Genomic DNA, 23946 nt, shown 5'->3' with positions numbered 1-23946 from the left:
CGTCGCTCGAGGGGCTGGAAGAAACCTGGGTGCCGGAGCGCTTGCCTCGGGTGGGCCGCGCGGGAGTGACGCTCATCCAACGTCCAATCTAGTGAGGAGTGACGGGCCCGGCACACCGTCGCAGCGTGCGCGAGCCTCAAAAAGCCCTGGCTTCTAGCATGCCACCATGGGGCGGGCAAGTACCGCAGCACCGAGTGAAATGACTCGCGACACGCGGAGAGACAGCTTCGACTCAGCGCGGATTCGCCTCGCGCGCATGCTCCACGGCATAACGGATCAGTTCCGCCTGCCCCTCCAGTTCGAGCTTGCGCTTGATGCTCTGGCGATGGGCTTCGACGGTGCGCACCGACAGGCCCAGCTCGCGGGCGATCTGCTTGCTGGAAGCGCCCTGCCCGAGCTTGCTCAGAATCTCGCTCTCGCGTGGTGTCAGCACCGGCTTGGGCGCCTGGCCGCGGAACAAGCGCCCCGAGACGGCGGCACTGAGAAAAGTCCCGCCGGCCGCCACCGCGTCGATGGCCGACACGATCTCGGTCGCCGGCGCGTCCTTCAGCACATAGCCACGCGCGCCCGCCTGCAGCGCCCGCTGCACGTACTCGGGGTTGTCGTACATGCTGAACATCAGCAGCTTGATGGCCGGCTGCGCGGCCAGCATGTCGGCGCCGAGCACGATGCCGTTGGCATCTTTCAGCCCGACGTCCATCAACACCACGTCGGGCGCACGCTGCGCGAGCAAATCCATCGCGCTGACACGGTCACCCGCCTCGCCCACCACCTCGAAACGCGGCACGGCCGCCAGCCGCGCAACCAGCCCCTCGCGCACCATCGGGTGGTCGTCGACGATCAGGATACGAACGGGCGTGGTCGTCATGCGGCGGCGCGGGCGAGGGTTGCGGCCGACAGTTTGACCGTGAGCCGCGCGCCGATGCCCGGTGAGGTCATCAGGCTCAGCCGCGCGCCCAGCGCATCGGCACGTTCACGCATGCTGCGCAGGCCCAGGCCTCGGTCGGCGACGGCCTGGGCGGCATCGGCATCAAAGCCGCGGCCGTCGTCCACCACCTCCAGGCTGAGCCCGCCGTCGGCCAGAAAGCGCAGCGTGACGGTGACCGTCGTCGCCTGCGCATGGCGAGCAGCGTTGTTGAGCGCCTCCTGCGCGATGCGGAACAGCGCCGTGTTGACCGCCTCGGGCAGGCCCACCTCCTCGCCGTCGATGGTGGCGGCGAAGTGCGTGCCGCCAGCGGCATCGAACTCGCCGGTCAGGTGCTGCAGCGCGGCGGGCAGGCCCAGCGTGTCCAGCAGCGCGGGCCGCAGCGCGTGCGACAGATGCCGCACCTCGGCCAAGGTGCTGTTCAGGCGTTGCAGCGCCAGCTCCTGCAGTCGTGCCGCACCCGCGGGCTCCTGCTGGGCCGACTCGATGAGCAGCTTGGTGGCCACCAGCGACTGGCTGACGCCGTCGTGCAGCTCACGCGCCAGCCGCGCACGCTCGTCCTCCTGGCTCTGCACCACCTGGCGCGCCAGCGCCCGCAGCTTGGCCTCCGCGCTGCGGTGCTCGCTGAGGTTGAGCACCAGCGCGCCGGCGCTGATGAGTGCGACGCCGAACACCGCCACCGCACCCACCCACAGCATGGTGGTGGTGATGTTCTGCCGCGCGCCATGCTCCAGCTCGTCCATCGTCGCCTCGATGCCGTCCAGGTACAGCCCCGTGCCCAGCATCCACTCCCACTCGGGCACCATGACGACATAGCCCAGCTTGGGCGCCAGCAGGCTGCTGGAGGGCTTGCGCCACAGGTACTCGACGTAACCGCCGCCCGATCGGGCCTGCTGGATGAGCTGCTGGATGGTGGGCCGCCCCTGCGGGTCGCGCAGCTCCCACAGGTTCTGCCCGATCAGCTCGGGCTGACGCGAATGCATCTGCACCCGGCCGGTCAGCGAGTAGACGAAGAAATAGCCGTCGCGGCCGTAATCCAGCGACGACAGGATGGCCAGCGCCCGCTCCTGCCCGTGCGGCTGGCCCAGCAGCGGCCGGATGGTGCTGACGGCCAGGTCCACGTAGTGCTTGAGCTCGGTGCGGCGCGCCTCCATGTAGCTGGCGCGCACCAGCGCATGCTCGCGCTCGGCCAGCGCACTTTCCTGCTGGCGCACGGCCAGCGCGATGAGCGCCAGCGAGGCCAGCAGGGGCAGCAGTGCCAGCAGGACGAAACGCCCCCGCAATGACAAAGCTGCCCAGCCCTGCATCAGCGGCCCAGCGTCGCCGGTGCCGGCGGCGTCTTGCGCTGCACCGGCGTCCACGTGGACAGCCGCTTCTGCACGTCGGCGATCGCCGCGTCGAGCTGCGTGTCCTCGCCGCGGTTGACGGCGGCCGGGTCGAGCTCGACATTGATGTCCGGCGACACGCCTTCGTTCTCGATGCGCCATTCACCGTCGGGCGTGTAGAAGCGGAAGTACGGCACCGTCAGGAACGCGCCGTCGATGAGCGGCGGGTTCGCCGAGATGCCGATCAGGCCGCCCCAGGTGCGCTTGCCGATCAGCGGCCCCAGGCCCACGCGCTTGAAGGCGTAGGGCATGAAGTCGCCACCCGAGCCGGCGTCCTGGTCGATCAGCATGGCCTTGGGGCCGTAGATGGCGCCGCCCGGCGTGTCGAAGACGAGGCCGTCGCGGTCCTTCCAGCTGGCCAGGTAGGGCCGGCTCAGCAGCTCGGTCACGTAGTTGGCGGCCTGGCCGCCGCCGTTGCGGCGGTCGTCGACGATGAGCGCCTGTTTGTCGATCTGCCCGAAGAACATGCGGTTGAAGTGCTCGAAGCCCTGGCCCGCCGTGTCGGGCATGTAGACGTAGGCGATCTTGCCACCGCTCTTGGCCTGCACCTTCTGGCGGTTGCCGTCGATCCAAGCCCAGCGGCGCAGCAGCGCTTCGCTGGCCACCGGCTCGACCGTGATCTCGCGCCGCCCCTTGCCCGCAGCGTCCTGCGCGATCGCGAGGACGACCTGCTTGCCGACGGTGTTCTCCAGCAGCGCATAGACATTGGTCTTGGCGTCCAGCTCGTGGCCGTTCACGGCCAGCAGGAAATCGCCCTCCTTCACGCCCAGGCCCGGCGCCGTCAGCGGCGAGCGCAGGCTCGAACTGAGGCGGTCGCCGGCGTAGAGCCGCGTGATGCGGTAGCGGCCCTGCTCGATGGCGAAGTCAGCCCCCAGCAGCCCCACCGACACCGGCGCCTCCTGGAACACGTCGCCGCCGCCCGTGCGGTTGTGGCCCACCTGCAGCTCGCCGATCATCTGCACGAGCAGGTCGTTCAGGTCCTCGCGGCGCTGCACATGCGCCAGCTGCGGCACATAGCGGTCGTAGACGCCCTGCCAGTTCAGGCCGTGCAGTGCCGGGTCGTAGAAGAACTCCTTCTCCATCCACCAGGCCTCGTCGAAGATCTGCTTCCACTCGGCACGCGGATCGACCCGCACGCGCAAGCCCGACAGGTCCAGCGGCTTGGTGTCGGCCTTGTCGTTGGCGTCGCCCACCTCGAGCCTGCCGCCGGCCAGCGTCAGCAGCAGCTTCTTGTGGTCTTCGCTCAGCGAGTACTCGGCGACGCCGCCGCGCAGCAGCTTCGGTTTACGCTCTTCGAAGTCGAAGCGCCACAGCTCGGCCGTCGCGCGCCGCTCGGCGCTCGGCAACTCGACACTGGTGCCGGGCTGGGGCCGCTGCAGATAGAACAGCGCGCCATCGGACGCCACGGCCAGGTCGCCGTAGTTGCGCTCGGCCACCGGCAGCGCCACGACGCGCTCGGCCAGCCCGTCGAGATCGACCTTGATCGGCTTGACGGGCTCGGCCGGCGCGGCGTCCTTCTTGTCGCCCTTGCCATCCTTGCCGTCCGCCTTCTTCGCGTCGGCCTTGTTCTCGCCCTTGGTGTCCTTGCCGTCGTCCTTCTTGGCCTCTTTCTTGTCGTCCTTCTTGCCTTCCTCGTCACCGGCCTTGGGCGCCAGCGGCGATTTGCCGTCGGCGGCCAGCACCAGTGCGTACAGGCCGACGCGGCGCGGGCGCTCCTGCGTGGACAGGTCCAAGCCCACCTGGCTCGGGCCGGAATTGATGGACGCGGTGAAGTACAGCAAGTCGCCCTTGGCCGAGAACACCGGGTTGCCGGCATGCGCCAGGCCATCGGTCACGACATGGTTCTTGCCGGTGGCGATGTCGTGCAACACGATGCGGCCGAAATAGTTCTCGCCCGATTGCGTGAACGCCAGCCAGCGGCTGTCGGGAGAGAACGAGGTGGCGAAACCGTCAGCACCCAGGCGGCGCGCATCGGTCGCGATCTTGACCAACTGGCCGCGCTGCGGGCCGGCCGCCAGGCTCAGCCGGTAAAGGCCGAGGTGGTTGTCCTGCAGCACGAGTTGCTGACCGTCCGGCGAACCGTCCAGCAGCGTGAAGTAGCCGTCCTTGGGCAGCAGGAATCGCTCCTTGGCGCCCAGGCCCGTCTGCGGCTGCAGCACCAGCTCGTGGCGCATGCCGGGGGCGTCGGAGATGTAGGCCACGCGCTTGCCGTCGGCGCTCCACAGCGCGTCTTTCTCACGCACGCCGGCGGTCTCGGTCAGGTTGCGCACGCTGCCGTCCTTGACCGGCACCGTGAACACGTCGCCGCGCGCGCTCACCACGACGCGCTTGCCCGTGGCCGACAGCCGGGCCGCGGTGAGCGTGCGTCCGGCGTCCTTCCACTGCGTGCGGGCCTGTGCCGCCACGCTGTCGACGCGAACGTCCAGCACGCGGGCTTCACCGCCCGCCAGCTCGATCTGCTTGATACGCCCGCCCGCCTCGTACACCAGCGTCGTGCCGACCGCGTCCACGCTGCGCACGTCCCACTGCGTCTCGCGCGTCAGCTGGCGCAGCGACTTTGTGGCCGGGTTGAAGGCGAACAGGTTGGCCGCGCCGTCCGCACGGTCCGAAATGAACACCACTTCGCCGCCCGCCCACACGGGGGCCGAATCCGTCGCGTTGACGTGCGGAATTTCCTGCCAGCGCTGCCCCGCGCCGGGCCCCTGCATGTCCATGATCCACACCGGCGGTGTCGAGCCACCGCGGCTCTGCCGCCAGCCGCTCGGGCCGGCGTATGCCGCGTTGTAGGGGCGGTAGGCCAGTTGCCGGCCATCGGCCGACCAGGCGCCCTCGTAGGCCACGGCCTTCATGACCTGCTTCTCGTAGCCACCGTCCACGCTGACTTCGTAGAGCTGGTTGCTGCGGTTGTTCAGCACTTCGCGTGGCGATGCGAACAGCACGCGCTTGCCGTCCGGGCTCCAGCCGCTGACGACGTCGGCGCTCGGGTGCCAGGTCAGGCGCCGCGGCTGCCCGCCGTCCAGGCCGACGACGTAGACATCGGTGTTGCCGTCGTAGCTGGCCGAGAACGCGATCTGCCGGCCGTCCGGCGAGAAGCGCGGGGCGAACTCGCTGGCCGCATGCGTGGTCAGCCGGCGAGCGTTGCCGCCGTTGCGGTCGGCCAGCCACAGGTCACCGGCGTAGACGAAGGCCAGGTGGTTCTGCGAGACAGCCGGCTGGCGCAGCATCAGCGTGGGCTCCGCCGCTTGGGCCGCCAGGCTGGCGCTCAGCCAGGCCAGCGCGAGGGCGATTCGGGACAAGGTCATCGGGATCTCCGAGCGAGGCGCAAAACGCGCGACTCTAGACCCGAATTGCGCCCAACCTGAAAGTCAGGTGGGTTGGCGCTTGAACTTGCTGCGGATGCCACCCGCGATGACCACCACGCCAGGAATGAGGATCATCGCCCAGATGATCTTGTCCAGATTGGCCTTCACCCAGGGCACGTTGCCGAAGACATAGCCGATCACGGTAATGCCGCACACCCACAGCACGCCGCCCGTCACATCGAAGAACGTGAACTTGCGCCGCGTCATCTGCGCCACGCCGGCCACGAAGGGCGCGAAGGTGCGCAGGAAGGGCATGAAGCGTGCGGCGATGAGCGTGAAGCCGCCGTACTTCTCGTAGAACGCGTGCGCCTTGTCGAAGGCCGCCCGGTTGAAGAACCGCGAGTTCTCCCACTGGAACACGCGCGGGCCGAAATGCCGGCCCAGCGTGTAGTTGCACTGGTTGCCGGCAATGGCGGCCAGCGTCAGCAGCCCCATGGACAGGCCCAGGTCCATCAGGCCGACGCCACACATCGCGCCGACGACGAACAGCAGCGAGTCCCCGGGCAGGAAGGGCATGACGACGACGCCGGTCTCCACGAAGATGATGAGGAACAGCAAGGCATACACCCAGGCGCCGTAGGCCTGGACGAACGCCGCCAGGTGCTGGTCGACATGCAGAATGAAGTCGAGAAGGAAGTGAAGCAGGTCCATGGCGGGCCATTATCCCGACGCCACCATGACACCCCGCCGATAATCCGGCCGATGGATGTGTCCCTGCCCGATATCGCCCCGACCCGCGTCATCCGCGAACTGCCCGACGAGCTGATCAGCCAGATCGCCGCCGGCGAGGTCGTCGAGCGCCCGGCCTCGGTCGTGCGGGAGCTGGTGGACAACGCGCTGGACGCCGGCGCCACGAGCATCCAGGTCAAGCTCATGGCCGGTGGCGTGCGCGCCATCGTCGTCGAGGACGACGGCTGCGGCATCCCCGTCGCCCAGTTGCCGCTGGCGCTCAAGCGCCACGCCACGAGCAAGATTGCGTCGCTCCATGACCTGGAATCCGTCGCCACGATGGGATTTCGCGGTGAGGCGCTGGCCGCCATCGCCTCCGTGTCCGACATGGCCATCGCGTCCCGCACCGCCGACGACGCCCACGCGAACCGGCTGGACGCCCGCAGCGGCGAGCTGCAGCCGGCGGCGCGTGCGCGCGGCACCAGCGTGGAGGTGCGCGAGCTGTTCTTCTCGACACCGGCCCGCCGCAAGTTCCTGAAGACCGACGCCACCGAACTGGCCCATTGCGTGGAGGCCGTGCGCCGCCACGCGCTGGCCCGGCCCGACGTGGGCTTCGCGATCTGGCACGAAGGCAAGCTGGTCGACCAATGGCGCGCCGGCTCGGCCGAGCAGCGCATCGCCGACGTGCTGGGCGAGGACTTCGTCGCCGAAAGCCGCCCGTTTTCGCACAGCGCCGGCCCGCTGGCGCTGACCGGCCGCGCCGGCCTGCCCGAAGCCGCGCGCTCGCGTGCCGACCAGCAATACGTCTGGGTCAATGGCCGCTACGTGCGCGACAAGCTCATCAGCCACGCCATCCGCTCGGCCTACGAAGACGTGCTGCACGGCCAGCGCCAGCCCAGCTATGTGCTGTTCATCGAGATCGCGCCCGAGCTGGTGGACGTGAACGTGCACCCGACCAAGATCGAGGTGCGCTTCCGCGATGGTCGCGCCATCCACCAGAGCGTGCGCCGCGCCTTTGTCGACGCGCTGGCCACCTCGCGCAGTGCCGAGCCCGCCGCCGAGGCCTCAGCAGATGCGCCGGCCAGCCCACTGGCCTTCGGCCCCGCACCTGGGCTGCCACTGCCGGCACACGTCGCCGAGCCGCGCCCGGCCTACGCCGCGCCCGCCTATGTGCCCCCCGTGCCGCCCACGGCCGAGCAGGTGCGGCTGTCGCTGGTGCAGCACGAAGCGCTGTGGCAGCCCGCCAGGGCGGCGGCGTCACCAGCGACATTCGCCGCCCCTCGGCCCGACGTCGTGGCCGCGCCACGCGCTGCACTGCCCGAACCGGCCGGCCGCGATGACTGGCCGCTGGGCCGGGCCGTCGCGCAGATCCAGGGTGTCTACATCCTGGCCGAGAACCGGCAGGGCCTGGTCATCGTCGACATGCACGCCGCGCACGAGCGCGTCGTCTACGAGCGGCTGAAGGCCCGGCTTGGCGCCGCGACGATCGAGAGCCAGCCGCTGCTGATCCCGATCAGCTTCCCGGCCACCGCCGAAGAAGTCGCCGCCGCCGAGCAGCATGCCGACACGCTGAGCAAGCTGGGGCTGGATGTCGCGCCGCTGTCCACCCGCACGCTGGCCGTGCGCTCGCGCCCAGCCTTGCTGGCCGCGAGCGACCTGGTCGCACTGACCCGCGAGCTGCTGGCCGAGATGGCCCAGTTCGACGCCAGCTCCGTGCTGGAGCGCGCCCAGCACGAAATCCTGGCCACCATGGCCTGCCACGGCGCCGTGCGCGCCAACCGGCAGCTGACGCTGGACGAGATGAACGCGCTGCTGCGCGACATGGAAGCCACCGAACGCGCCGACCAATGCAACCATGGCCGCCCCACCTGGCGCCAGCTCGACATGCGCGACCTGGACGCCCTTTTCTTGAGAGGCCGTTGAGGCTCGAACCACATGGCCACCATCACCTTGAAGGGCAAGCCCAAGCCCGCCGCCAAGACCCGCAACGCCGACGGCGAAAAGCGCGCGCCCTTGCGCGGCAAAGGCGTTGCCAAACCCCGCCCCACGCTGGCCCAGGCGCAGGCCGACCGCGCCGAGCGCGAAGAGCGCTACCAGCAGGCGCAGCAAAAGCGCGAGCGGGCGGCGCCATCGCGTGACGATCGTCGCGACGAACGCCCTGCCCGCCCCAAGGCCACGGGCTTTCGGCCGGAACAACCGCAACAGCGCGGTGAACCATTCCGCCGTAACGAACGCAGCGACCGCCCGCGTGACGAACGCCCCGCCCGTTCCGGCCCGCGCTCCGGCGGCTTCCACCCCGATGGCCCGCCGCAACGCGCCTCGCGCGGGGAGCCGGTGCGCCGCAACGAGCACCGTGACGAACGCCCCGGCGACCGTCCGCGCGATGACCGCCCGCCGCGCGTCGACCAGCGCCGCGTCGCGAACCGCGCGCCCGGCTTCGAGCCGCCGCCCCAACGCCCGCAACAACGCCTGAACCCGGCCCGCCAGGTGGACGCCGAGGACGGCGATCGCCTGTCCAAGCGCATGAGCGAGCTGAAGATGGCCTCGCGCCGCGAGGCCGACGAATGGATCGCGGCCGGCTGGGTGCGCGTGAACGGCAAGGTGGCCGTGCTCGGTCAGCGCGTCGTCGGTGACGTCGAGATCACCATCGACCCCGCCGCCCGCCAGGCCCAGTCGCAACAGGTGACCGTGCTGCTGCACAAGCCCATCGGCTACGTCTCGGGCCAGGCCGAAGATGGCTACGAGCCTGCCGTCGTGCTGTTCCAGCAGGAGAACCGCTGGAAGGACGACCCCTCCGGCATCAAGCCCCACCCCAACCACCATCGCCACCTCGCCCCCGCCGGGCGGCTGGACATCGACTCCACCGGCCTGCTCGTGCTGACGCAGGACGGCCGCATCGCCAAGGCGCTGATCGGCGACGACTCGGACATCGAGAAGGAATACCTGGTGCGCGTCGAGTTCGTCGCGCATGAAGTGCCCGAGGGCACACTGCCCAACGCCGCGCTGGCGCCCGAAAAGCTCGCGCTGCTGAACCACGGCCTGGAGCTGGATGGCGAGGCCCTCAAGCCCGCCAAGGTCAGCTGGCAGAACGAGCAGCAACTGCGCTTCGTGCTGCGCGAGGGCAAGAAGCGCCAGATCCGCCGCATGTGCGAGCTGGTGGGCCTGAAGGTCGTCGGCCTGAAGCGCGTGCGCATCGGCCGCATCCCGCTGGGGCATCTGCCCGTCGGACAGTGGCGTTACCTCGCGCCGTGGGAAAAATTTTGACTCCCCCCTACCGGCTTCGCCGCCCCCCTCAAGGGAGCGCAGCGGGTGGCCCGGCAAAGCCGGTTCCACAGCTGCCGCTTGGGAAGACACCACGCCTGCGATGAACCCCGTCTGTTTGGCCGGCCCCACCGGCTGCGGCAAGACGGCGGCGGCCCTCGCGATTGCCGAGGTGCTGCCCGTCGAGATCATCAGCGTCGACTCGGCGCTGGTGTATCGCGGCATGGACATCGGCACGGCCAAGCCCACGGCGGCCGAGCAGGCGGCCGTGCCGCACCACCTCATCGACATCCTCGACCCGACTGGCAGCTACTCGGCCGCCGAATTCGTGCGCGATGCCAAGCGCCTAGCCTCCGACATCGCCGCGCGCGGCAAACTGCCGCTGCTGGTGGGCGGCACGATGCTGTACTTCAAGGCCTTGTTCGATGGCCTGTCGACGCTGCCGCAGGCCGATGCCGAGTTGCGCGCCGCCATCGACGCCGAAGCGCTTGAGCGCGGCTGGCCGGCGCTGCACGCCGAGCTGGCCGCGATCGACCCCGAGACCGCTGCGCGCCTGGCGCCCAACGACAGCCAACGCATCCAGCGCGCGCTGGAGGTCATCCGGCTGAGCGGCCGCACCATGACCGATCTGCATGCCGCCTCGCGCGACGACGGCGTGGACTGGCCGCTGTTCTCGCTGGAACCCACGGACCGCGCCTGGCTGCACGAGCGGCTGGCGCTGCGCTTCGACCAGATGCTGGACGCCGGCCTCGTCGACGAAGTGAAGGCCTTGCGCGCACGCGGCGACCTCAGCCTGGCCCTGCCGTCCATGCGTTGCGTCGGCTACCGGCAGGTTTGGGAGTCGCTGGACGCGAACGAGGGCCTGGAGCCCCCAGGACTGGGCCATGCCCAGCCCGCCCTCCGAGGAGATCCAGGGAGCTTGGGGCGGCCCGGCGCTCCCTGGGCCGACCTGCGCGAGCGCGGCATCGCGGCCACGCGGCAGCTCGCCAAGCGGCAGGTCACGTGGCTGCGCAGCATGCCCAGGCGCCGCGTCATCGCCTGCGACGGACCTCAACCGATTCCCGAGCTGCTGGCCGGGCTGCAAAGGTTGCTGAACGCATGACGGTTCTTTCCGCGCGCGGGCTCGCCAAGCGCTACGGCGACATGCCGGTCTTCTCGAACATCGACCTGGATCTCGCACCCGGCGAGATCGTCGCGCTGCTGGGCGAGTCGGGCAGCGGCAAGTCCACGCTGCTGAACTGCCTGGCCGGGCTCGACGAAGCCGACGCCGGCACCATCACGCTGGCCGGGCAAGACCTGCGCCCGCTGGGCGACGAGGCGCGCTCGGCATTGCGGCGCCGCGAGCTGGGCTTCATCTTCCAGGCCTTCCACCTGCTGCCGCATCTCAGCGTGGCCGACAACGTCGCGTTGCCGTTGCGGTTGTTGGGGTTGAAGGACGAGGGCCGTGTGGCGCAGATGCTGGAGGCGGTGAACCTCGGTCAGTTCGCGGCGCGGATGCCGCGGCAGTTGTCGGGCGGGCAGCTGCAGCGCGTCGCGATCGCGCGGGCGTTGGCGCATCGGCCGCGGTTGGTGCTGGCGGATGAACCGACCGGCAACCTCGACGCGCGGCATGCGGCCGAGGTGCTGGAGTTGCTGCGGCGCTGCACGCACGAGGCGGGGGCGGCGTGTCTGCTGGTCACACACTCTGAAGTCGCTGCTCATGCTGCAGACCGTCGGCTGAGGCTGGACGCCGATGGGTTGCATGACGCGTGAGTTTGGTTTGACGCCCAGGCCCATGCCGGGAGTTCGCCCCGGCGGGCGACCTACTTTCTTGTGCGGACAAGAAAGTAGGCAAAGAAACCGCCCCTGCAAAACCGGCCCTGCGGGCTCCCCTGCGATGCTCGCAAGCCCAGGCCCGCGCAGAACTCCATGCGTTCGCTGCGCTCACTGCGGTCAAACAGCTGCGCGGAGTCAGTGCTTGAGGCGCGCTGCGCGCGCGCCTGGGCTTGCTGCGCTTCTCGGCGGTTTTGAAGGGGAAGCCCCGAAACAGCCGAACAGCCAACAGCCAAACCCCAAGGCCGGCTGGTGCCGGCTGTTCATTCACCCCCCTTTCAGCGCCGCCGAGGAGCGCAGCGGCTTGCAACCGCGCGCGCAGCGCGCCTCAAGCACTGACTCCGCGCGGCTGTCTGAGCGCAGCGTAGCGAAGCGAGTTCCGCGCGGGGTTGCAAGCCGCGAGCACCGCAGGGCACCCCGCTGCGAAGCAGAGGGGCGACGCGGTCAGGGGCGACTCTTTGCCTACTTTCTGGTCGCTCAGAAAGTAGGTCGCCCGCCGGGGCGAACTCCCGGCTGGGCCTGGCCGGCAAGCCGAAGCACCGAGCCAACAGCGCCATGACATCCCTCTGGCGCCACCTCACCTGGCCCGCCTGGCGCGATCAGCCCGGCCGCGTCACCTTGGCCATCGTCGCCGTCATGCTCGGCGTCGCCCTCGCCTACGGCGTGCATCTGCTCAACGGCGCCGCGCTCACCGAGTTTGCCCGTGCGGCACGCGGCATCAACGGTCAGCCCGACCTCGTGCTGCACGGCAGCGCCGGCCCGCTGACCGACGCCGACCTCGCCGAACTGCTGAACCGCACGGAAGTCGTGGCGGCCAACCCGGTCATCGACGCGCAGGTCCTCTGGCCCGCCCAGCCGGGCGCAGCGGCGCGCGGCACCTACCTGCGCCTCATCGGGCTGGACCCCTTCGCGCTGCTGGCCGCCGCCAATGCCGGCAAGCCACTGGCCCCTGAGCTGACGCCTCAAATCGACGGCGACGCCAGCCACCTGCCCAAGGCAGGCACCGTGCACCTGAACGCTGCCGCCCGCGCGGGCCTGCCGCCGGGCGCGACGACGCTGAGGCTGCGCGTGCAGCGCCCGGGCCACGCCGCGCCGGATGACATCGACCTCACGGTCGGCGGCCGCGTCACCGCCGGCAGCGGGCCGCTGGGCGTGCTGGACATCGCCGACGCGCAGGCGCTGCTGGGCCGGGTCGGCACGCTGGACCGCATCGACGTTCAACTCGCACCCGGCACCGACGCCGCCGCGTGGATCAAGACGCTGCCGCCGCGCTGGCGCGCCGCACCCCCAGCCGACGACGGCGAGCGGCTGTCAGCCATGACCCGCGCCTACCGCGTCAACCTCGGCCTGCTGGCCCTGATGGCGCTGTTCACCGGCGCCTTCCTCGTCTACGCGGTGCTGTCGCTGGCAACGGCCCAGCGGCTGCCGCAATGGGCCCTCGTCGGGGTGCTGGGCGTGTCGGCCCGCATGCGCTGGCGGCTGATCCTGACGGAAGGGCTGGCCATCGGCGCCGCCGGCACGCTGCTGGGCCTGGCCCTCGGCCTGGGCCTGGCGGCGGGTGCGCTGAAACTGATGGGCAGCGACCTGGGCCTGCATGGCGCCAGCGGCGCATCGACCGACCTGCTGCTGAACCAGCCGCTGCTCGTGCCGACGCTGGTCTATGCCGCGCTGGGCCTGGCGGCCGCCCTGGCCGCCGCAGCGGCACCCGCACTGACCGTGCGCCGCATCGCGCCGGCACTGGTGCTCAAGGGCCTGGGCCTGCCAACGGGACGGGCGCTGCCCGCCTGGGTGGGCTGCGGCTTGCTGGGGCTGGGCGCAGCGCTGGCCGCGCTGCCGCCGGTGCTGGCAGACACGCCCGTGGGCGCCTACCTCGCCATGCTGAGCCTGCTGGCCGGCGGCCTGGCGCTGGTGCCCGCGCTGGTTCGCGCACTCACGGCGCTGCTGGGCCGCCTGCCCGGGCGCTGGCGCCACAGCGCCCTGGCGATGCTGGCGCGCGAACGCAGCCGCGATCAGGCCACCGAGGCGCAGCGCTCGCTGGCCGGCGTGCTCGTGGCCCTGGCGCTGGCCGTCGCGATGACCGTGATGATCGGCAGCTTCCGCGACTCGCTCGAGCGCTGGCTGGACCACGCGCTGCCGGCCGACCTCTACCTGCGCAGCGCGCTGCGCGGCAGCGACGGCCAGCCCGCCCCGCTGCCGCCCGCGCTGATCGAGCGCCTGCCGCGGCTGCCCGGCATCGCCCGCGCGGCGCCTCAGCGCACGGCACGGCTGCGGCTGACTGCCGGCACCGACGCGGTGGCGCTGACGGCCCGCGAGCTCGACCACGACACCCTGCCGGTGATGGCGCGCTGGACGGGCGCGGTGGATGCACAGGCCACGGCCGTGTGGGTCAACGAAGCCGCGCGCGACCGCGACGGCCTGCAGCCCGGCCGCGTGCTGACGGCCCATCTCGTGGACCGTGAGCGCCCCGTCACGCTGCAGGTCATGGGCATCCTGCGCGACTATTCGCGCCAGGCCACCGCGTTGTGGATGGCCCTGCCCGACTACCGCCGCATCAGCGGTGACACGACCACGACGGAGCTGGCCTTGTGGCTGGCGCCGGGCGCCGCGATCGACCCGGCCCGCGAGGCCGTGCGCGCCGCTGCCGGCACCGACATCGAGATCGCCGCCGCCGGCGAACTGCGCGCGCTGTCGCTGCAGATCTTCGACCGCAGCTTCGCCATCACCGTGTGGCTGCAGGCGGTCGCGCTGGCCGTGGGCCTGTTCGGCGTGGTGGCCGGCCAGTCCGCCCAGGCCCTGGCGCGCCGGCGCGAGTTCGGCCTGCTGCGGCACCTGGGTCTGTCGCGGCGCGACCTGATGCGGCTGCTGCTGCTCGAAGCCAGCCTCACCGGGGGCGCCGGGGCGCTGGCCGGGCTGGCGCTGGGGCTGGGCCTGAGCCTGGTGCTGGTCTACGTCGTGAACCCACAGAGCTTTCACTGGAGCATGGAGTTGAGCCTGCCCGTGGCACGCCTGGGGGCCTTGCTCGCCCTCGCGTTCGCGGCGGCTGTCGGCGCCTCGCTGCTGGCGGGGCGGCGCGCGCTGGGCGCCGACGCCGTGCGCGCCGTCAGGGAGGACGCATGAAGATCACTCGCCGGCTGCTGTTGCTCGCGGCGCTGCCCCTGCCGCTGCAGGCCCGCGCCGCCATGGCCTTCCCGCGCGACTTCGGCGCGCACGGCCAGCAGGCCATCGAGTGGTGGTACGTCACGGGCCTGCTCGGCGAGCCGGGCCAGCCACCGCAGTTCGGCTACCAGCTCACGTTCTTCCGCCTGACGGGCCCGGCGCCGGCCGACCATGCCAGCCCGCTGGCCGCGCGGCAATTGCTGCTGGGCCATGTCGCGCTGTCCGACCTCGCCACGCGGCAGCAGCGCCACACCCAGCGCCTGCTGCGCCAGTTGCCCGGCGCCGTGCAGGTGCGGGCGGATGACTGCGACGTGCAACTGCGCGACTGGACATTGCGGCGCGACGGCGACGGCTACCGCGCCGCCTTCAACGGCCCCGGCTTCTCGATGGCGCTGCAGCTCGCCACGCCCGAACCGCCGCTGCTGCAGGGCGAGGCCGGCATCTCCCGCAAGGGCTCGGCCCCCGATCAGTTCAGCCATTACTACTCGCGCCCGCAACTCGCCACACAGGCCCGGCTGACGCTTGACGGCCGCAACCGCGAGCTCACCGGCCGCGCCTGGCTCGACCACGAGTGGAGCGACAGCTACCTCGGCGACTGCGCCGGTTGGGACTGGCTGGGCATCAACCTGCTGGACGGGCGCGCGCTGATGCTGTTCCAGCTGCGCCGCCCCGACGGCCGCCGCGACTGGGCCGGTGGCGGCCTGCGCACGCCCGGGCAGGCCGACCGCAGCTTTGCGCCGGACGAAGTCGGCATGACGCCCACGCGCCACTGGAGCAGCCCCGCCACCGGCGCCCGCTGGCCCGTGGAGTGGCAGCTCACGAGCCCGGCGGGCGCGATGCGGCTCGTCGCGGCCTTCGACGCGCAGGAGGTCGATGCGCGGCGCAGCAGCGGCCTCGCCTACTGGGAAGGCGCGGCCCGGCTGCTGGATGCCGGCGGCCGCGAGATCGGCTGGGGCTACCTGGAGCTGACCGGTTACGCCGGCCGGCCGCCACTGGTCTAATCGCGGCCCCATGCACTTCCCCCAGCGCCAACCCAACCGCCCCACCTTCGGCTGGGACAACCTCGGCGGCAAGCATGCCGCAGGCCTGCCGGCCATTGACGACCTGCCACACCAGCGGCTGCTGACCAGCGGCCGTGCGGCCTTGTTCGCCGCCATGCAGGCACTCGGCGTGCGGCCCGGCGACGGCGTGCTGGCGCCCAGCTACCACTGCCCCACGCTCGTCGCGCCGCTGCGCGCGGCCGGCGCTGTCGTGCAGTTCTACCCGCTGGGGCCGGACGACCTGCCGGCCCTGGATGCGATCACGCCCGCGCCGGGCACGCGCGCCCTGGTCGCCGCCCAGCTGTTCGGCCTGCCACAGTCGCTGGCCGGCGTGCGCGCCTGGTGCGACGCCCACCGCATCGCGCTGGTGGAAGACTGCGCGCACAGCTTCTTCGGTCAGGCCGGCGAGCGGCCCGTGGGGCATTGGGGCGACCTGGCCACGGCCAGCCTGACCAAGTTCTTCCCCGTGCCGGAAGGCGGCCTGCTGGCTTCGGCCCGGCCGCTGCCGCCGCAGGCACTGCAGGCGGCGGGTGCCAGGCAGCAGCTCAAGGCCTGGGTGGACCTGCTGGAACGCGGCGCCGCCCAGCACCGCCTCACCGGCCTGAACACGGTGCTGGGCGCCCTCTTTCGCCTGAAGAACGGCCCGGCCCGGCCGCCGTCGGCTGAAGGTGCCGCACCTGCGCGCGCGCCCACCGAGGCCGAGATGATGGCCGACTGCGACCTGGCGCGCAGCGAGCAGGCGCCCACGGCGCTGGCCCAGCAGCTGTTCCGGCTGCCGCGTGGGCGCATCGTCGCCCGCCGCCGCGCCCACTTCACGGCGCTGCACGAGCAAGCACTGGCCCTGCCCGGCGTTCGCCCGCTGCTGGGCGGCCTGCCCGACCAGGCGGCGCCCTATGTGATGCCGCTGTGGGTGGACGGCCCCGCACGCGCCGAAGCCGCCTATGGGGCGCTGCGCGCGGCCGGTTGCGCCGTGTTCCGCTGGGACCGCGTCTGGCCCGGCGTGCCGGCCTTCGACGGCGACCACGGCGCGCTGTGGCGCACGCAGGTGTTGCAGCTGCTGTGCCACCAGGATCTGGACGACACCGCCCTTTCGCAAACCCTGGATGTGCTGCGACGCACGCTCTGAGGCTGTCCCTACACTGCCACGATGCCCGAAACCACCCAACGCCCGGCCTCCAAGCAGGCCCGGTCCCTCTCCGGCCTGACCCCGTTCCTGCGCCCGTATCGGGGGCGCATCGCGCTGGCGCTGCTGACGCTGGTGCTGGCTGCGCTGGCCACGCTGGCCTTCCCGATCGCACTGCGCGGCCTCATCGATGCCGGCTTCGCGGCCGGCAACGCCGGTGAGCGGCTGATGGCGCTGCGGGAGCATTTCCTGGCGATGTTCGCCGTCGGTGCGGCGCTGGGCCTGTTCTCGGCCTCGCGCTTCTACATGGTCACCTGGCTGGGCGAGCGCGTCACGGCCGACCTGCGCAACGCCGTCTACACCCACGTGCTGCGGCAAAGCCCCGAGTTCTTCGAAACCACGCAGACCGGCGAGGTGCTGAGCCGCATCACGACCGACACCACGGTGGTCCAGACGGTCGTGGGCTCCAGCCTGTCGATGGGCCTGCGCAACACGGTGATGGGCATCGGCGCGCTGGTCATGCTGGTCGTCACCAACCCCTACGTGATGGGCCAGGTGATGGGCATCCTCGTGCTCATCGTCGCCCCGGCGCTGTTCTTCGGCCGCCGCGTGCGCAAGCTCTCGCGCGCCAGCCAGGACCGCGTGGCCGACACCTCGGCCATCGCCGCCGAGGTGCTGAACGCCGTCACCGTGGTGCAGAGCTACACGCAGGAAACCGCCGAGGCCGCGCGCTTCTCCGCCGCGAGCGAGGCGGCCTTCGACACCGCCCGCAAGCGCACCAAGGTGCGCAGCTTCCTCGTGGCCTTCATCATCACGGCCGTGTTCGGCGCCATGCTGTGGGGCCTCTACCAGGGCACGCAGGCGGTCATCGCCGGCAAGATCACGGCGGGCCACCTCGGGCAGACCGTGGTGTATGTGACGCTGCTGGTCAGCTCGGTGGCGGTGTTGGCCGAAGTCTGGGGCGATGTGCTGCGCGCTGCCGGCGCCACCGAACGGCTTGTGGAGCTGATGTCGGCGACCTCACCCGTGGCCGACCCGGCCTCGCCGCAAACCCTGCCCACCCCGACGGGCGGCTCTCGCGTGGGATTCGCCGACGTGCAATTCCACTATCCGTCGCGCCCGCAGACCGCTGCGCTGGACGGCGTGCAGCTGAGCATCGAACCCGGCGAGACCGTGGCGCTCGTCGGCCCCAGCGGCGCGGGCAAGACCACGCTGTTCCAGCTGCTGCTGCGCTTCTATGACCCGCAGTCGGGCGTCATCCGGCTCAACGGCGTGCCCACGCAGCAGCTCCAGCTCGCCGACCTGCGCGCCGCCATCGGCCTCGTGCCGCAGGACAGCGTCATCTTCTCCACCACCGCGATGGAGAACATCCGCTACGGCCGCCCCACGGCGACCGACGAGGAAGTCATCGCTGCCGCTCGCGCCGCGTTCGCGGACGACTTCATCCGCGCCTTGCCCGAGGGCTATGCCAGCTTCCTGGGCGAGCGCGGCGTGCGCCTGTCCGGCGGCCAGCGCCAGCGCATCAGCATTGCGCGCGCCATGTTGAAGAACCCACCGCTGCTGCTGCTGGACGAAGCCACCAGCGCACTGGACGCCGAGAGCGAGCGCGTCGTGCAGGCGGCGCTGGAGGCTGCCATGCAGCACCGCACGACGCTGGTCATCGCGCACCGGCTGGCCACCATCCAAAAGGCGGACCGCATCGTCGTGCTGGAGGCCGGCCGCATCGTCGACATCGGCCGCCACGACGAACTCGTCGCCCGCGGCGGGCTGTATGCCAAGCTGGCCGCCATGCAATTCGGGCTGGAAGCGCAAGCGGCGTAGCGCCGCCCGGCTGCAACGCTCCGCCTACGTGATGAAAAAAAGGGCCGCTCACAGCGGCCCCTTTTGTCATGCCGGCGTGCCAGCGTCAGAACGCCATGCGGGCACCCAGCGTGACCAGGCGCACGTTGGCCTTTTCACCTTGGTATTGCGCGCGCGTCGCGTCCACGCCCAGCTCCAGGCGGGTGGAGGGGCTGAGCGCGTAGTTCAGCGCCACGCCCACGATGGGCTGGGTCTTGCTTTCGCTGTCGGAGCCCGTCAGCGTGCCGACTTCGGCGTTGAGCTTGGTGCGCACATGGGCCACGCCCACGCGGCCGATCAGGCCCCATGAGGGTGTCAGGTCAGCCGTGAAGGCACCCGACAGCGACACGGCCTCGGGCTTGGCGCTGAAGCCCACCGGGCCTTCGGACGCACGGAACTTGCCGAAGTGGGTGTAGCCGCCTTCGAGTGCGAAGCCATTGCCGAACGAGTAGCCGAACATGGCCTTGCCGCCGGTGGCGTTGTTGTCGCAGGTCTGCACGCCGTTGCAACCGGCATTCACATGGCCCTGACCGATGGACAGCAGCGCATAGGGATGCGGGTTGTCGATGAGGGCTTGCGCCTGGGCACCAGCGGCCAGGGCCAGGGCGGAGAGGGTCAGAGCGATCTTCTTCATGGGGACTACTTCCTGTTTCGTTCATCGGACCGCAGCGCGCCCGGCGAGGGCTTTGCTGCATCGATTCGCGACGGCTGCCGCGTGACTGCATCGTCGATGCCCCGCCATGGGTCTCGCCGTAGGACTGGGCCTGCCGAGCGCGCCGGACCCGCGCGCAGCGACTTGTGGGCTCATGCGCCCGGCGGCTGCGGCTCAGCGCGGCAGCAGGAACAGGAGGGCGTAGCCGGCCAGGGCCGCAAAAGCCAGTGCAGGCACGGCGTACACATGGAAGTGCAGCCACGCGCGGCGCTCACCGAGCATGCGCAGCGCGATGAGGTTGGCCAGGGACCCGACCAGCAGGCCGAAGCCACCCACGTTCACGCCGTAGGCCAGCACGCGCCAATCGCGCGAGAACTCCACCAACGCGATCGTGGCCGGCACGTTGCTGATGACCTGGCTGAACCCGATGCCGGCCCAGTACAGGTGGATCGCGCCATCGAGGCCCAGGCCCTGCATCAACGACTGCACGGCGCCCTGCCCCGCGATCAGGCGCAGGTCGATGAACATCAGCATGAAGACGAGCAGCAGGCCCCAATCCAGGTCCGCCACGACGCGCGGCCGCAGCACGAGGAACATGAGCAGCACGCCGGCGGCCGCCCAGCCGGCCTGCTGCAGGTCCGTGGCCACCAGAAACGGCAGGTACAGCGCCAGCGACACGCCCAGCAGCACCCGATCCACCGGCACCGCTTCGTGCTCGCGCACCCGCAGCGGCTGGCGCCGAAACACCACCGCCGTGAGCAGCAGCAAGGCTGCCATCAGCACCGCGACGAGCGGCGCCTGGTGCCGCACGAACTCACCGAAGGGCACCTGCGCCAGCTGCCACAGGAAGATGTTCTGCGGGTTGCCGATCGGCGTCAGCGCCGACCCGGCGTTGACGGCGAGCGCTTCGAAGATGACCAGCCTGGCGGCGGACATGCCGGTCAGGCGGCAGAAGTTCAAGGTCAGGGGCACGACGACGAACAGCGCCACGTCGTTGGTCAGCACCGTCGACAGCACGGCTGCCACGGACACGAGCGTCAGCGCGGCGGCCCGCTCGGACGCCATGGCCTCGACGAGCATGCGGCCGCTGCGATGCAGCGCGCCGCTGAGCTCCAGCCCCTTGGTCAGCAGCAGCAGGCCGCCGAGGGCCGCGATGGTGGGCCAGTCCACCAGCGATCCATAGCGGCCGACCTGCGCCGGCTGCCAGAGGCTCAGCAGCACCAGCACGGCCAGCAAGGCCAGGAAGAAGCGGTCTTGCCGCAGCCCGCGCAGCACGCGGATCAGCGCGGCGCTCACGCGGCGATGGGGCCAGCCGGCTCGATGCGCTGGCCCAGCCAGGCATCACCGACCGCGAGGTGGCCGAGATGCGGCGCAATCTCCAGCAACGGCCTCAGCACGAAGGCGCGTTCGCCCAGACGGGGGTGCGGCAGCGTGAGGCGCGGCGTGTCCATGACGACATCCGCATACAGCAGCAGGTCCAGATCGAGCGTGCGCGGTGCGTTGCGGTAAGGGCGCTCGCGCCCGTGCGACTGCTCGATGGCTTGCAGCGCGTCCAGCAGCGCCAGGGGTTGCAGCGCCGTGTCCAGCGCGGCGACGGCATTCAGGAAGTCGGGGCCGGTCGCGTCCACCGGCGCACTGCGCCAGGCACTGGACAAGACCACCAGCCGCGTGCCGGGCAGCGCCGCCAGCGCCTGGGCGGCGCGGCTCAGAGTGGCGCCCAGGTCCGCGCCGAGGTTGGCCCCCAGCCCGATGTAGGCCCGCGAACTCACTCGGCGGCCGGCGCGGCCGAGCCCTCGCCACCACCACCCGGCTTGCGGCGGCGACGGCGGCGCTTGCGGGCCGGTGGCGCGTCGGCGTCATCAGCCGCTTCGTCACCGGTCGGCTCGGCGGCTTCCACACGCTCGGCGGCGGGCTTGGGCGCACGCACGGCGCGAGGCTGCTTTTGCTGCGACGCACGCGCATCGGCCAGCAGCGCCTGGCGGTCATCGTCACTGCCCAGCGCGAAGTCTTCCCACCAGTCGGCCAGCGCGGCGTCGATCTCGCCGGCATCGGCACGCAGGCGCAGGAAGTCGAAACCGGCGCGGTAGCGCGGCTGCTCGATGAGGCTGAAGACCCCGGAGCCGCTGCGGCGCTCGAAGCGCGTCTGCATCATCCAGATCTCGCGCATGTCGGCCGCCAGCTTGCCGCGGCCGGAGATGTCGCCGATGCGGGCGTCGAAGACGGCGTCGATGGCCTGGGCCAGGGCCGGCACGGGCGGCTCGCCGCCCTGGCGGATCTTGGTCCAGCGACCCAGCACTTCATGCCACAGCATGCAGGCCAGCATGAAGCTGGGGCTGACGCCCCGCCCGTCCGCGACGCGGCGGTCGGTGTCCTCGAAGGCCTGGCGCACGAACTTGCCGCTCACACCGTCGGGCAGCTCGCCGCTGGCGGTGAGCATGGCATCCAGCACCGAAAAGACGCCCGGCTTGCCCTGCCCCACCAGGCCGAGCTTCTTCAGCTCGGCGAGACTGGCCAGCGAGTGCCCGGTCTGCAGCAGCTTGATCATCTCGTCGAACAGCCGCGACGCCGGCACGTTGGCCAGCAGCGCGATGGACGACTTGACCGGCGCCAGCGTCTTGGGCTCGAGCGTGAACCCCAGCTTGGCCGCGAAACGCACGGCACGGATGATGCGGACCGGGTCTTCGCGGTAGCGCGTTTCCGGGTCGCCGATCATGCGCAGCAGCTTGGCCTTGGCGTCGGCCAGGCCGCCGTGATAGTCCACGACCAGGCGGCGCTGCGGGTCGTAGTACATCGCGTTGACGGTGAAGTCACGGCGCGCGGCGTCCTCGACCTGCGGGCCCCAGACGTTGTCGCGCAGCACGCGGCCGCTGGCGTCCACGGCGTGGGACTTGCCCTGCAGCTCGGACTTGGACGTCTTCTCATTGCCGGCAACGGTCTCGGTGGCGGCGGTGGGCAGCGCGCGGAAGGTCGACACCTCGATGACTTCATGCTCGCGGCCACGGCCGTAGACGACGTGCACGATCTCGAAGCGCCGGCCGATGATGAAGGCACGGCGGAACAGCCCCTTGACCTGCTGCGGCGTGGCGTTGGTGGCCACGTCGAAGTCTTTGGGCCGCACGCCCAACAGCAGGTCGCGCACAGCGCCGCCGACGATGTAGGCCTCAAAGCCGGCGTCGGTCAGTGTCTTGACGACCTTGACGGCACGCTCGTCGAGCAGCGTCGGGTCGATGCCGTGGACATCGGCGCCGATTTCGACCCGCTTGCCCAGCGGGCTGGCTTTCTTGGACGGCACGGCAGGCTTGCCGAGCAGCTTGTCGATGAACTTCTTGATCATGCGAAGAGTTGCAACTGAGGCCAGCCACGCTCCATGGCGATCTTGGCGAGGGAGGGGCTCGGATTGGTCGCTACCGGGTGGCTCACACGTTCGAGCAGCGGCAGATCGTTGGTGGAGTCGCTGTAGAACGTCACGCGCTCGAAATCGTGCCATTGTGCCCCGAGGCCCTTCAGCCAGGCGTGCACGCGTTCGATCTTGCCCTCACGGAAGCTCGGCACGCCGTCGATCTCGCCGGTGTAGCGGCCCTCGGCATCGCGCTTGAGGTCGACGCCGATCAGATGCTCGACGCCGAAGGCGCGGGCGATGGGTTCGGTGACGAAGACGTTGGTGGCCGTGACGATGGCGATCAGGTCGCCCGCCGCGCGGTGGCGCTCGACGAGCGCGCGGGCCTGGGGCTGCAGCGCCGGCTCCATGACCTCGGCCATGAAGCGCTCGCGTGCGGCCAAGGCCTCGGCCAGCGGCCGGGAGCGCCAAGCCGAGGTGGCGAACTCGATGTAGGTCGGCAAGTCCAGCGTGCCGGCGTTGTAGTGCGCAAAGAACTCGTCGTTGCGCGCGCCCCAGACCTGGCCGTCCACCCAGCCGATGTCGACCATGAAGGCGCCGAAGCAGTGGTCGGAGTCCACCGGGATCAAGGTCCCGTCCAAGTCAAACAGCGTCAGGTTCATAAAGTGGGGTCAGAGTCCGTTTTTTCATCCGCGAGCATGGCCTTCAGCAACGGCAGCGTCAGCGGCCGTTTGCTGGCCATGGCGAACTCGTCCAGCCGCTCCAGCAACGACATCAGGCCCTTGAGGTTGCGCTCGAAGCGTGTCAACAGATAGGACAGCACCTCGTCGCCCAGCAGCAGGCCACGGCGGTCCGCCTCGCGACGCAGCACGGCGCGCATCTCGGCCTCGTGCAGCGGCGCCAGCTGGAAGCTCGGCCCCCACCCGAGGCGGGTGCGCAGGTCCTCGCGCACATCGAGATCCACCGCCGGCACGTCGGCCGTAGCGACGACGGTGTAGCCCTGCCCGGCCGAGGCGGCGAACAGCGCGAACGCGGCATGTTGCTGGCCGGCGTCGAAACGCTGGCAGTCGTCGAGCAGCAGCAGGCTTTCGTGCGACGGCAGCTCCCAGGGCAAGGGGGTGTCGGCGTCGTACCAGGCCACCCGCTGGCCCGCCGCCTGCCAGCGCTCGGCCAGCGCCTGCAGCAGGTGGGTTTTGCCGCAGCCGGTGGGGCCCCACAGCAGCACCGGGGGGTCGCCAGGCATCAGCCCGAGCAGATACGCCAGCGCCTCGGCATTCGCGCCGGTGAGGAAGTTGTCGAAACTGTGTGCCGGCGGCGCCAGCAACGCGAGGGGAATCTGCCTCATGTCAGAAAGAGCCTGCGCCGCCCACCCAGCGCGGGTGAGC

The 23946-nt window shown here is 70.9% G+C and carries 18 protein-coding genes; 8 read left to right on the top strand and 10 right to left on the bottom strand.

Annotated features, from left to right (window positions below; all coding sequences use genetic code 11):
- Nucleotides 1-232: 232 nt before the first annotated feature.
- The 4 genes from ACG00X_RS09245 to ACG00X_RS09230 all read right to left on the bottom strand — a co-directional run bounded on the left by ACG00X_RS09245 (nucleotide 233) and on the right by ACG00X_RS09230 (nucleotide 6323).
- On the bottom strand, nucleotides 233-868 hold the full coding sequence (locus ACG00X_RS09245) for a response regulator transcription factor (protein WP_394487836.1): 636 nt from the start codon (nucleotides 866-868) through the stop codon (nucleotides 233-235).
- Entirely contained in the window at nucleotides 865-2286 is a 1422-nt protein-coding gene (locus ACG00X_RS09240) for a cache domain-containing protein (protein ID WP_394487835.1), read from the bottom strand. The genes ACG00X_RS09245 and ACG00X_RS09240 overlap by 4 nt, the downstream gene beginning before the upstream one ends.
- Nucleotides 2232-5612: a S41 family peptidase gene (locus tag ACG00X_RS09235; RefSeq protein ID WP_394487834.1), complete on the bottom strand. Its 3381-nt coding sequence runs from the start codon at nucleotides 5610-5612 to the stop codon at nucleotides 2232-2234. The genes ACG00X_RS09240 and ACG00X_RS09235 overlap by 55 nt, the downstream gene beginning before the upstream one ends.
- A 63-nt stretch (nucleotides 5613-5675) precedes the next feature.
- A complete protein-coding gene (locus tag ACG00X_RS09230) occupies nucleotides 5676-6323 on the bottom strand; it encodes a DedA family protein (protein WP_394487833.1) in 648 nt (215 codons plus the stop codon).
- A 51-nt stretch (nucleotides 6324-6374) separates the two neighbouring features.
- On the opposite strand from ACG00X_RS09230, the gene mutL reads away from it, so the two are divergent.
- The 8 genes from mutL (at nucleotide 6375) to ACG00X_RS09190 (ending at nucleotide 18554) form a co-directional block, all read left to right on the top strand.
- Nucleotides 6375-8264, top strand: a complete 1890-nt coding sequence (gene mutL, locus ACG00X_RS09225) for a DNA mismatch repair endonuclease MutL (protein WP_394487832.1) — start codon at nucleotides 6375-6377, stop codon at nucleotides 8262-8264.
- A 12-nt stretch (nucleotides 8265-8276) separates the two neighbouring features.
- A complete protein-coding gene (locus ACG00X_RS09220; protein WP_394487831.1) occupies nucleotides 8277-9605 on the top strand; it encodes a pseudouridine synthase in 1329 nt (442 codons plus the stop codon).
- A 100-nt stretch (nucleotides 9606-9705) separates the two neighbouring features.
- Complete coding sequence (miaA, locus tag ACG00X_RS09215) at nucleotides 9706-10704, top strand: tRNA (adenosine(37)-N6)-dimethylallyltransferase MiaA (protein ID WP_394487830.1); 999 nt, start codon at nucleotides 9706-9708, stop codon at nucleotides 10702-10704.
- Entirely contained in the window at nucleotides 10701-11354 is a 654-nt protein-coding gene (locus ACG00X_RS09210; protein WP_394487829.1) for an ABC transporter ATP-binding protein, read from the top strand. Before miaA ends, ACG00X_RS09210 begins: the two co-directional genes overlap by 4 nt.
- Nucleotides 11355-11969: 615 nt before the next feature.
- Nucleotides 11970-14531, top strand: a complete 2562-nt coding sequence (locus tag ACG00X_RS09205; protein ID WP_394487828.1) for an FtsX-like permease family protein — start codon at nucleotides 11970-11972, stop codon at nucleotides 14529-14531.
- Complete coding sequence (locus ACG00X_RS09200; protein WP_394487827.1) at nucleotides 14528-15571, top strand: lipocalin-like domain-containing protein; 1044 nt, start codon at nucleotides 14528-14530, stop codon at nucleotides 15569-15571. Before ACG00X_RS09205 ends, ACG00X_RS09200 begins: the two co-directional genes overlap by 4 nt.
- A gap of 10 nt (nucleotides 15572-15581) precedes the next feature.
- Entirely contained in the window at nucleotides 15582-16736 is a 1155-nt protein-coding gene (locus tag ACG00X_RS09195; RefSeq protein WP_394487826.1) for a DegT/DnrJ/EryC1/StrS family aminotransferase, read from the top strand.
- A gap of 21 nt (nucleotides 16737-16757) precedes the next feature.
- Nucleotides 16758-18554 (top strand): ABC transporter transmembrane domain-containing protein, encoded by a 1797-nt coding sequence (locus ACG00X_RS09190; protein ID WP_394487825.1) that lies wholly within the window; start codon nucleotides 16758-16760, stop codon nucleotides 18552-18554.
- Nucleotides 18555-18639: 85 nt separating this feature from the next.
- On the opposite strand, the gene ACG00X_RS09185 is transcribed toward ACG00X_RS09190, so the two are convergent.
- From ACG00X_RS09185 to hda, 6 genes are all read right to left on the bottom strand, one after another.
- Nucleotides 18640-19206, bottom strand: a complete 567-nt coding sequence (locus ACG00X_RS09185) for an outer membrane beta-barrel protein (protein WP_394487824.1) — start codon at nucleotides 19204-19206, stop codon at nucleotides 18640-18642.
- A gap of 192 nt (nucleotides 19207-19398) precedes the next feature.
- The gene (locus ACG00X_RS09180) at nucleotides 19399-20520 is read right to left on the bottom strand and encodes an SLC13 family permease (RefSeq protein WP_394487822.1); all 1122 of its coding nucleotides are present in this window, start codon (nucleotides 20518-20520) and stop codon (nucleotides 19399-19401) included.
- On the bottom strand, nucleotides 20517-20993 hold the full coding sequence (gene folK, locus ACG00X_RS09175; RefSeq protein WP_394487821.1) for a 2-amino-4-hydroxy-6-hydroxymethyldihydropteridine diphosphokinase: 477 nt from the start codon (nucleotides 20991-20993) through the stop codon (nucleotides 20517-20519). Before folK ends, ACG00X_RS09180 begins: the two co-directional genes overlap by 4 nt.
- The gene (pcnB, locus tag ACG00X_RS09170; RefSeq protein ID WP_394487820.1) at nucleotides 20990-22558 is read right to left on the bottom strand and encodes a polynucleotide adenylyltransferase PcnB; all 1569 of its coding nucleotides are present in this window, start codon (nucleotides 22556-22558) and stop codon (nucleotides 20990-20992) included. Before pcnB ends, folK begins: the two co-directional genes overlap by 4 nt.
- Nucleotides 22555-23223 carry a histidinol-phosphatase gene (locus ACG00X_RS09165; protein ID WP_394487819.1) on the bottom strand — a complete coding sequence of 223 codons (669 nt, stop codon included), beginning with the start codon at nucleotides 23221-23223 and terminating at the stop codon, nucleotides 22555-22557. Before ACG00X_RS09165 ends, pcnB begins: the two co-directional genes overlap by 4 nt.
- Nucleotides 23220-23906 (bottom strand): DnaA regulatory inactivator Hda, encoded by a 687-nt coding sequence (gene hda, locus ACG00X_RS09160; protein WP_394487818.1) that lies wholly within the window; start codon nucleotides 23904-23906, stop codon nucleotides 23220-23222. Before hda ends, ACG00X_RS09165 begins: the two co-directional genes overlap by 4 nt.
- Nucleotides 23907-23946: the final 40 nt, after the last annotated feature.

The organism is Pelomonas nitida (assembly GCF_043555975.1).
Lineage (GTDB): Bacteria > Pseudomonadota > Gammaproteobacteria > Burkholderiales > Burkholderiaceae_C > Pelomonas > Pelomonas nitida.
The sequence above is the reverse complement of the archived record's forward strand: the minus strand, read 5'-3'. Positions and strand labels throughout refer to the sequence as shown.

Coding starts and splice junctions, on each gene's coding strand:
- ACG00X_RS09220 (WP_394487831.1), top strand. CDS start 8,277: ATGGCCACCATCACCTTGAAGGGCAAGCCCAAGCCCGCCGCCAAGACC.
- hda (WP_394487818.1), bottom strand. CDS start 23,906: ATGAGGCAGATTCCCCTCGCGTTGCTGGCGCCGCCGGCACACAGTTTC.
- mutL (WP_394487832.1), top strand. CDS start 6,375: ATGGATGTGTCCCTGCCCGATATCGCCCCGACCCGCGTCATCCGCGAA.
- ACG00X_RS09190 (WP_394487825.1), top strand. CDS start 16,758: ATGCCCGAAACCACCCAACGCCCGGCCTCCAAGCAGGCCCGGTCCCTC.
- miaA (WP_394487830.1), top strand. CDS start 9,706: ATGAACCCCGTCTGTTTGGCCGGCCCCACCGGCTGCGGCAAGACGGCG.
- ACG00X_RS09245 (WP_394487836.1), bottom strand. CDS start 868: ATGACGACCACGCCCGTTCGTATCCTGATCGTCGACGACCACCCGATG.
- ACG00X_RS09235 (WP_394487834.1), bottom strand. CDS start 5,612: ATGACCTTGTCCCGAATCGCCCTCGCGCTGGCCTGGCTGAGCGCCAGC.
- ACG00X_RS09230 (WP_394487833.1), bottom strand. CDS start 6,323: ATGGACCTGCTTCACTTCCTTCTCGACTTCATTCTGCATGTCGACCAG.
- ACG00X_RS09210 (WP_394487829.1), top strand. CDS start 10,701: ATGACGGTTCTTTCCGCGCGCGGGCTCGCCAAGCGCTACGGCGACATG.
- pcnB (WP_394487820.1), bottom strand. CDS start 22,558: ATGATCAAGAAGTTCATCGACAAGCTGCTCGGCAAGCCTGCCGTGCCG.
- ACG00X_RS09195 (WP_394487826.1), top strand. CDS start 15,582: ATGCACTTCCCCCAGCGCCAACCCAACCGCCCCACCTTCGGCTGGGAC.
- ACG00X_RS09165 (WP_394487819.1), bottom strand. CDS start 23,223: ATGAACCTGACGCTGTTTGACTTGGACGGGACCTTGATCCCGGTGGAC.
- ACG00X_RS09185 (WP_394487824.1), bottom strand. CDS start 19,206: ATGAAGAAGATCGCTCTGACCCTCTCCGCCCTGGCCCTGGCCGCTGGT.
- ACG00X_RS09205 (WP_394487828.1), top strand. CDS start 11,970: ATGACATCCCTCTGGCGCCACCTCACCTGGCCCGCCTGGCGCGATCAG.
- ACG00X_RS09200 (WP_394487827.1), top strand. CDS start 14,528: ATGAAGATCACTCGCCGGCTGCTGTTGCTCGCGGCGCTGCCCCTGCCG.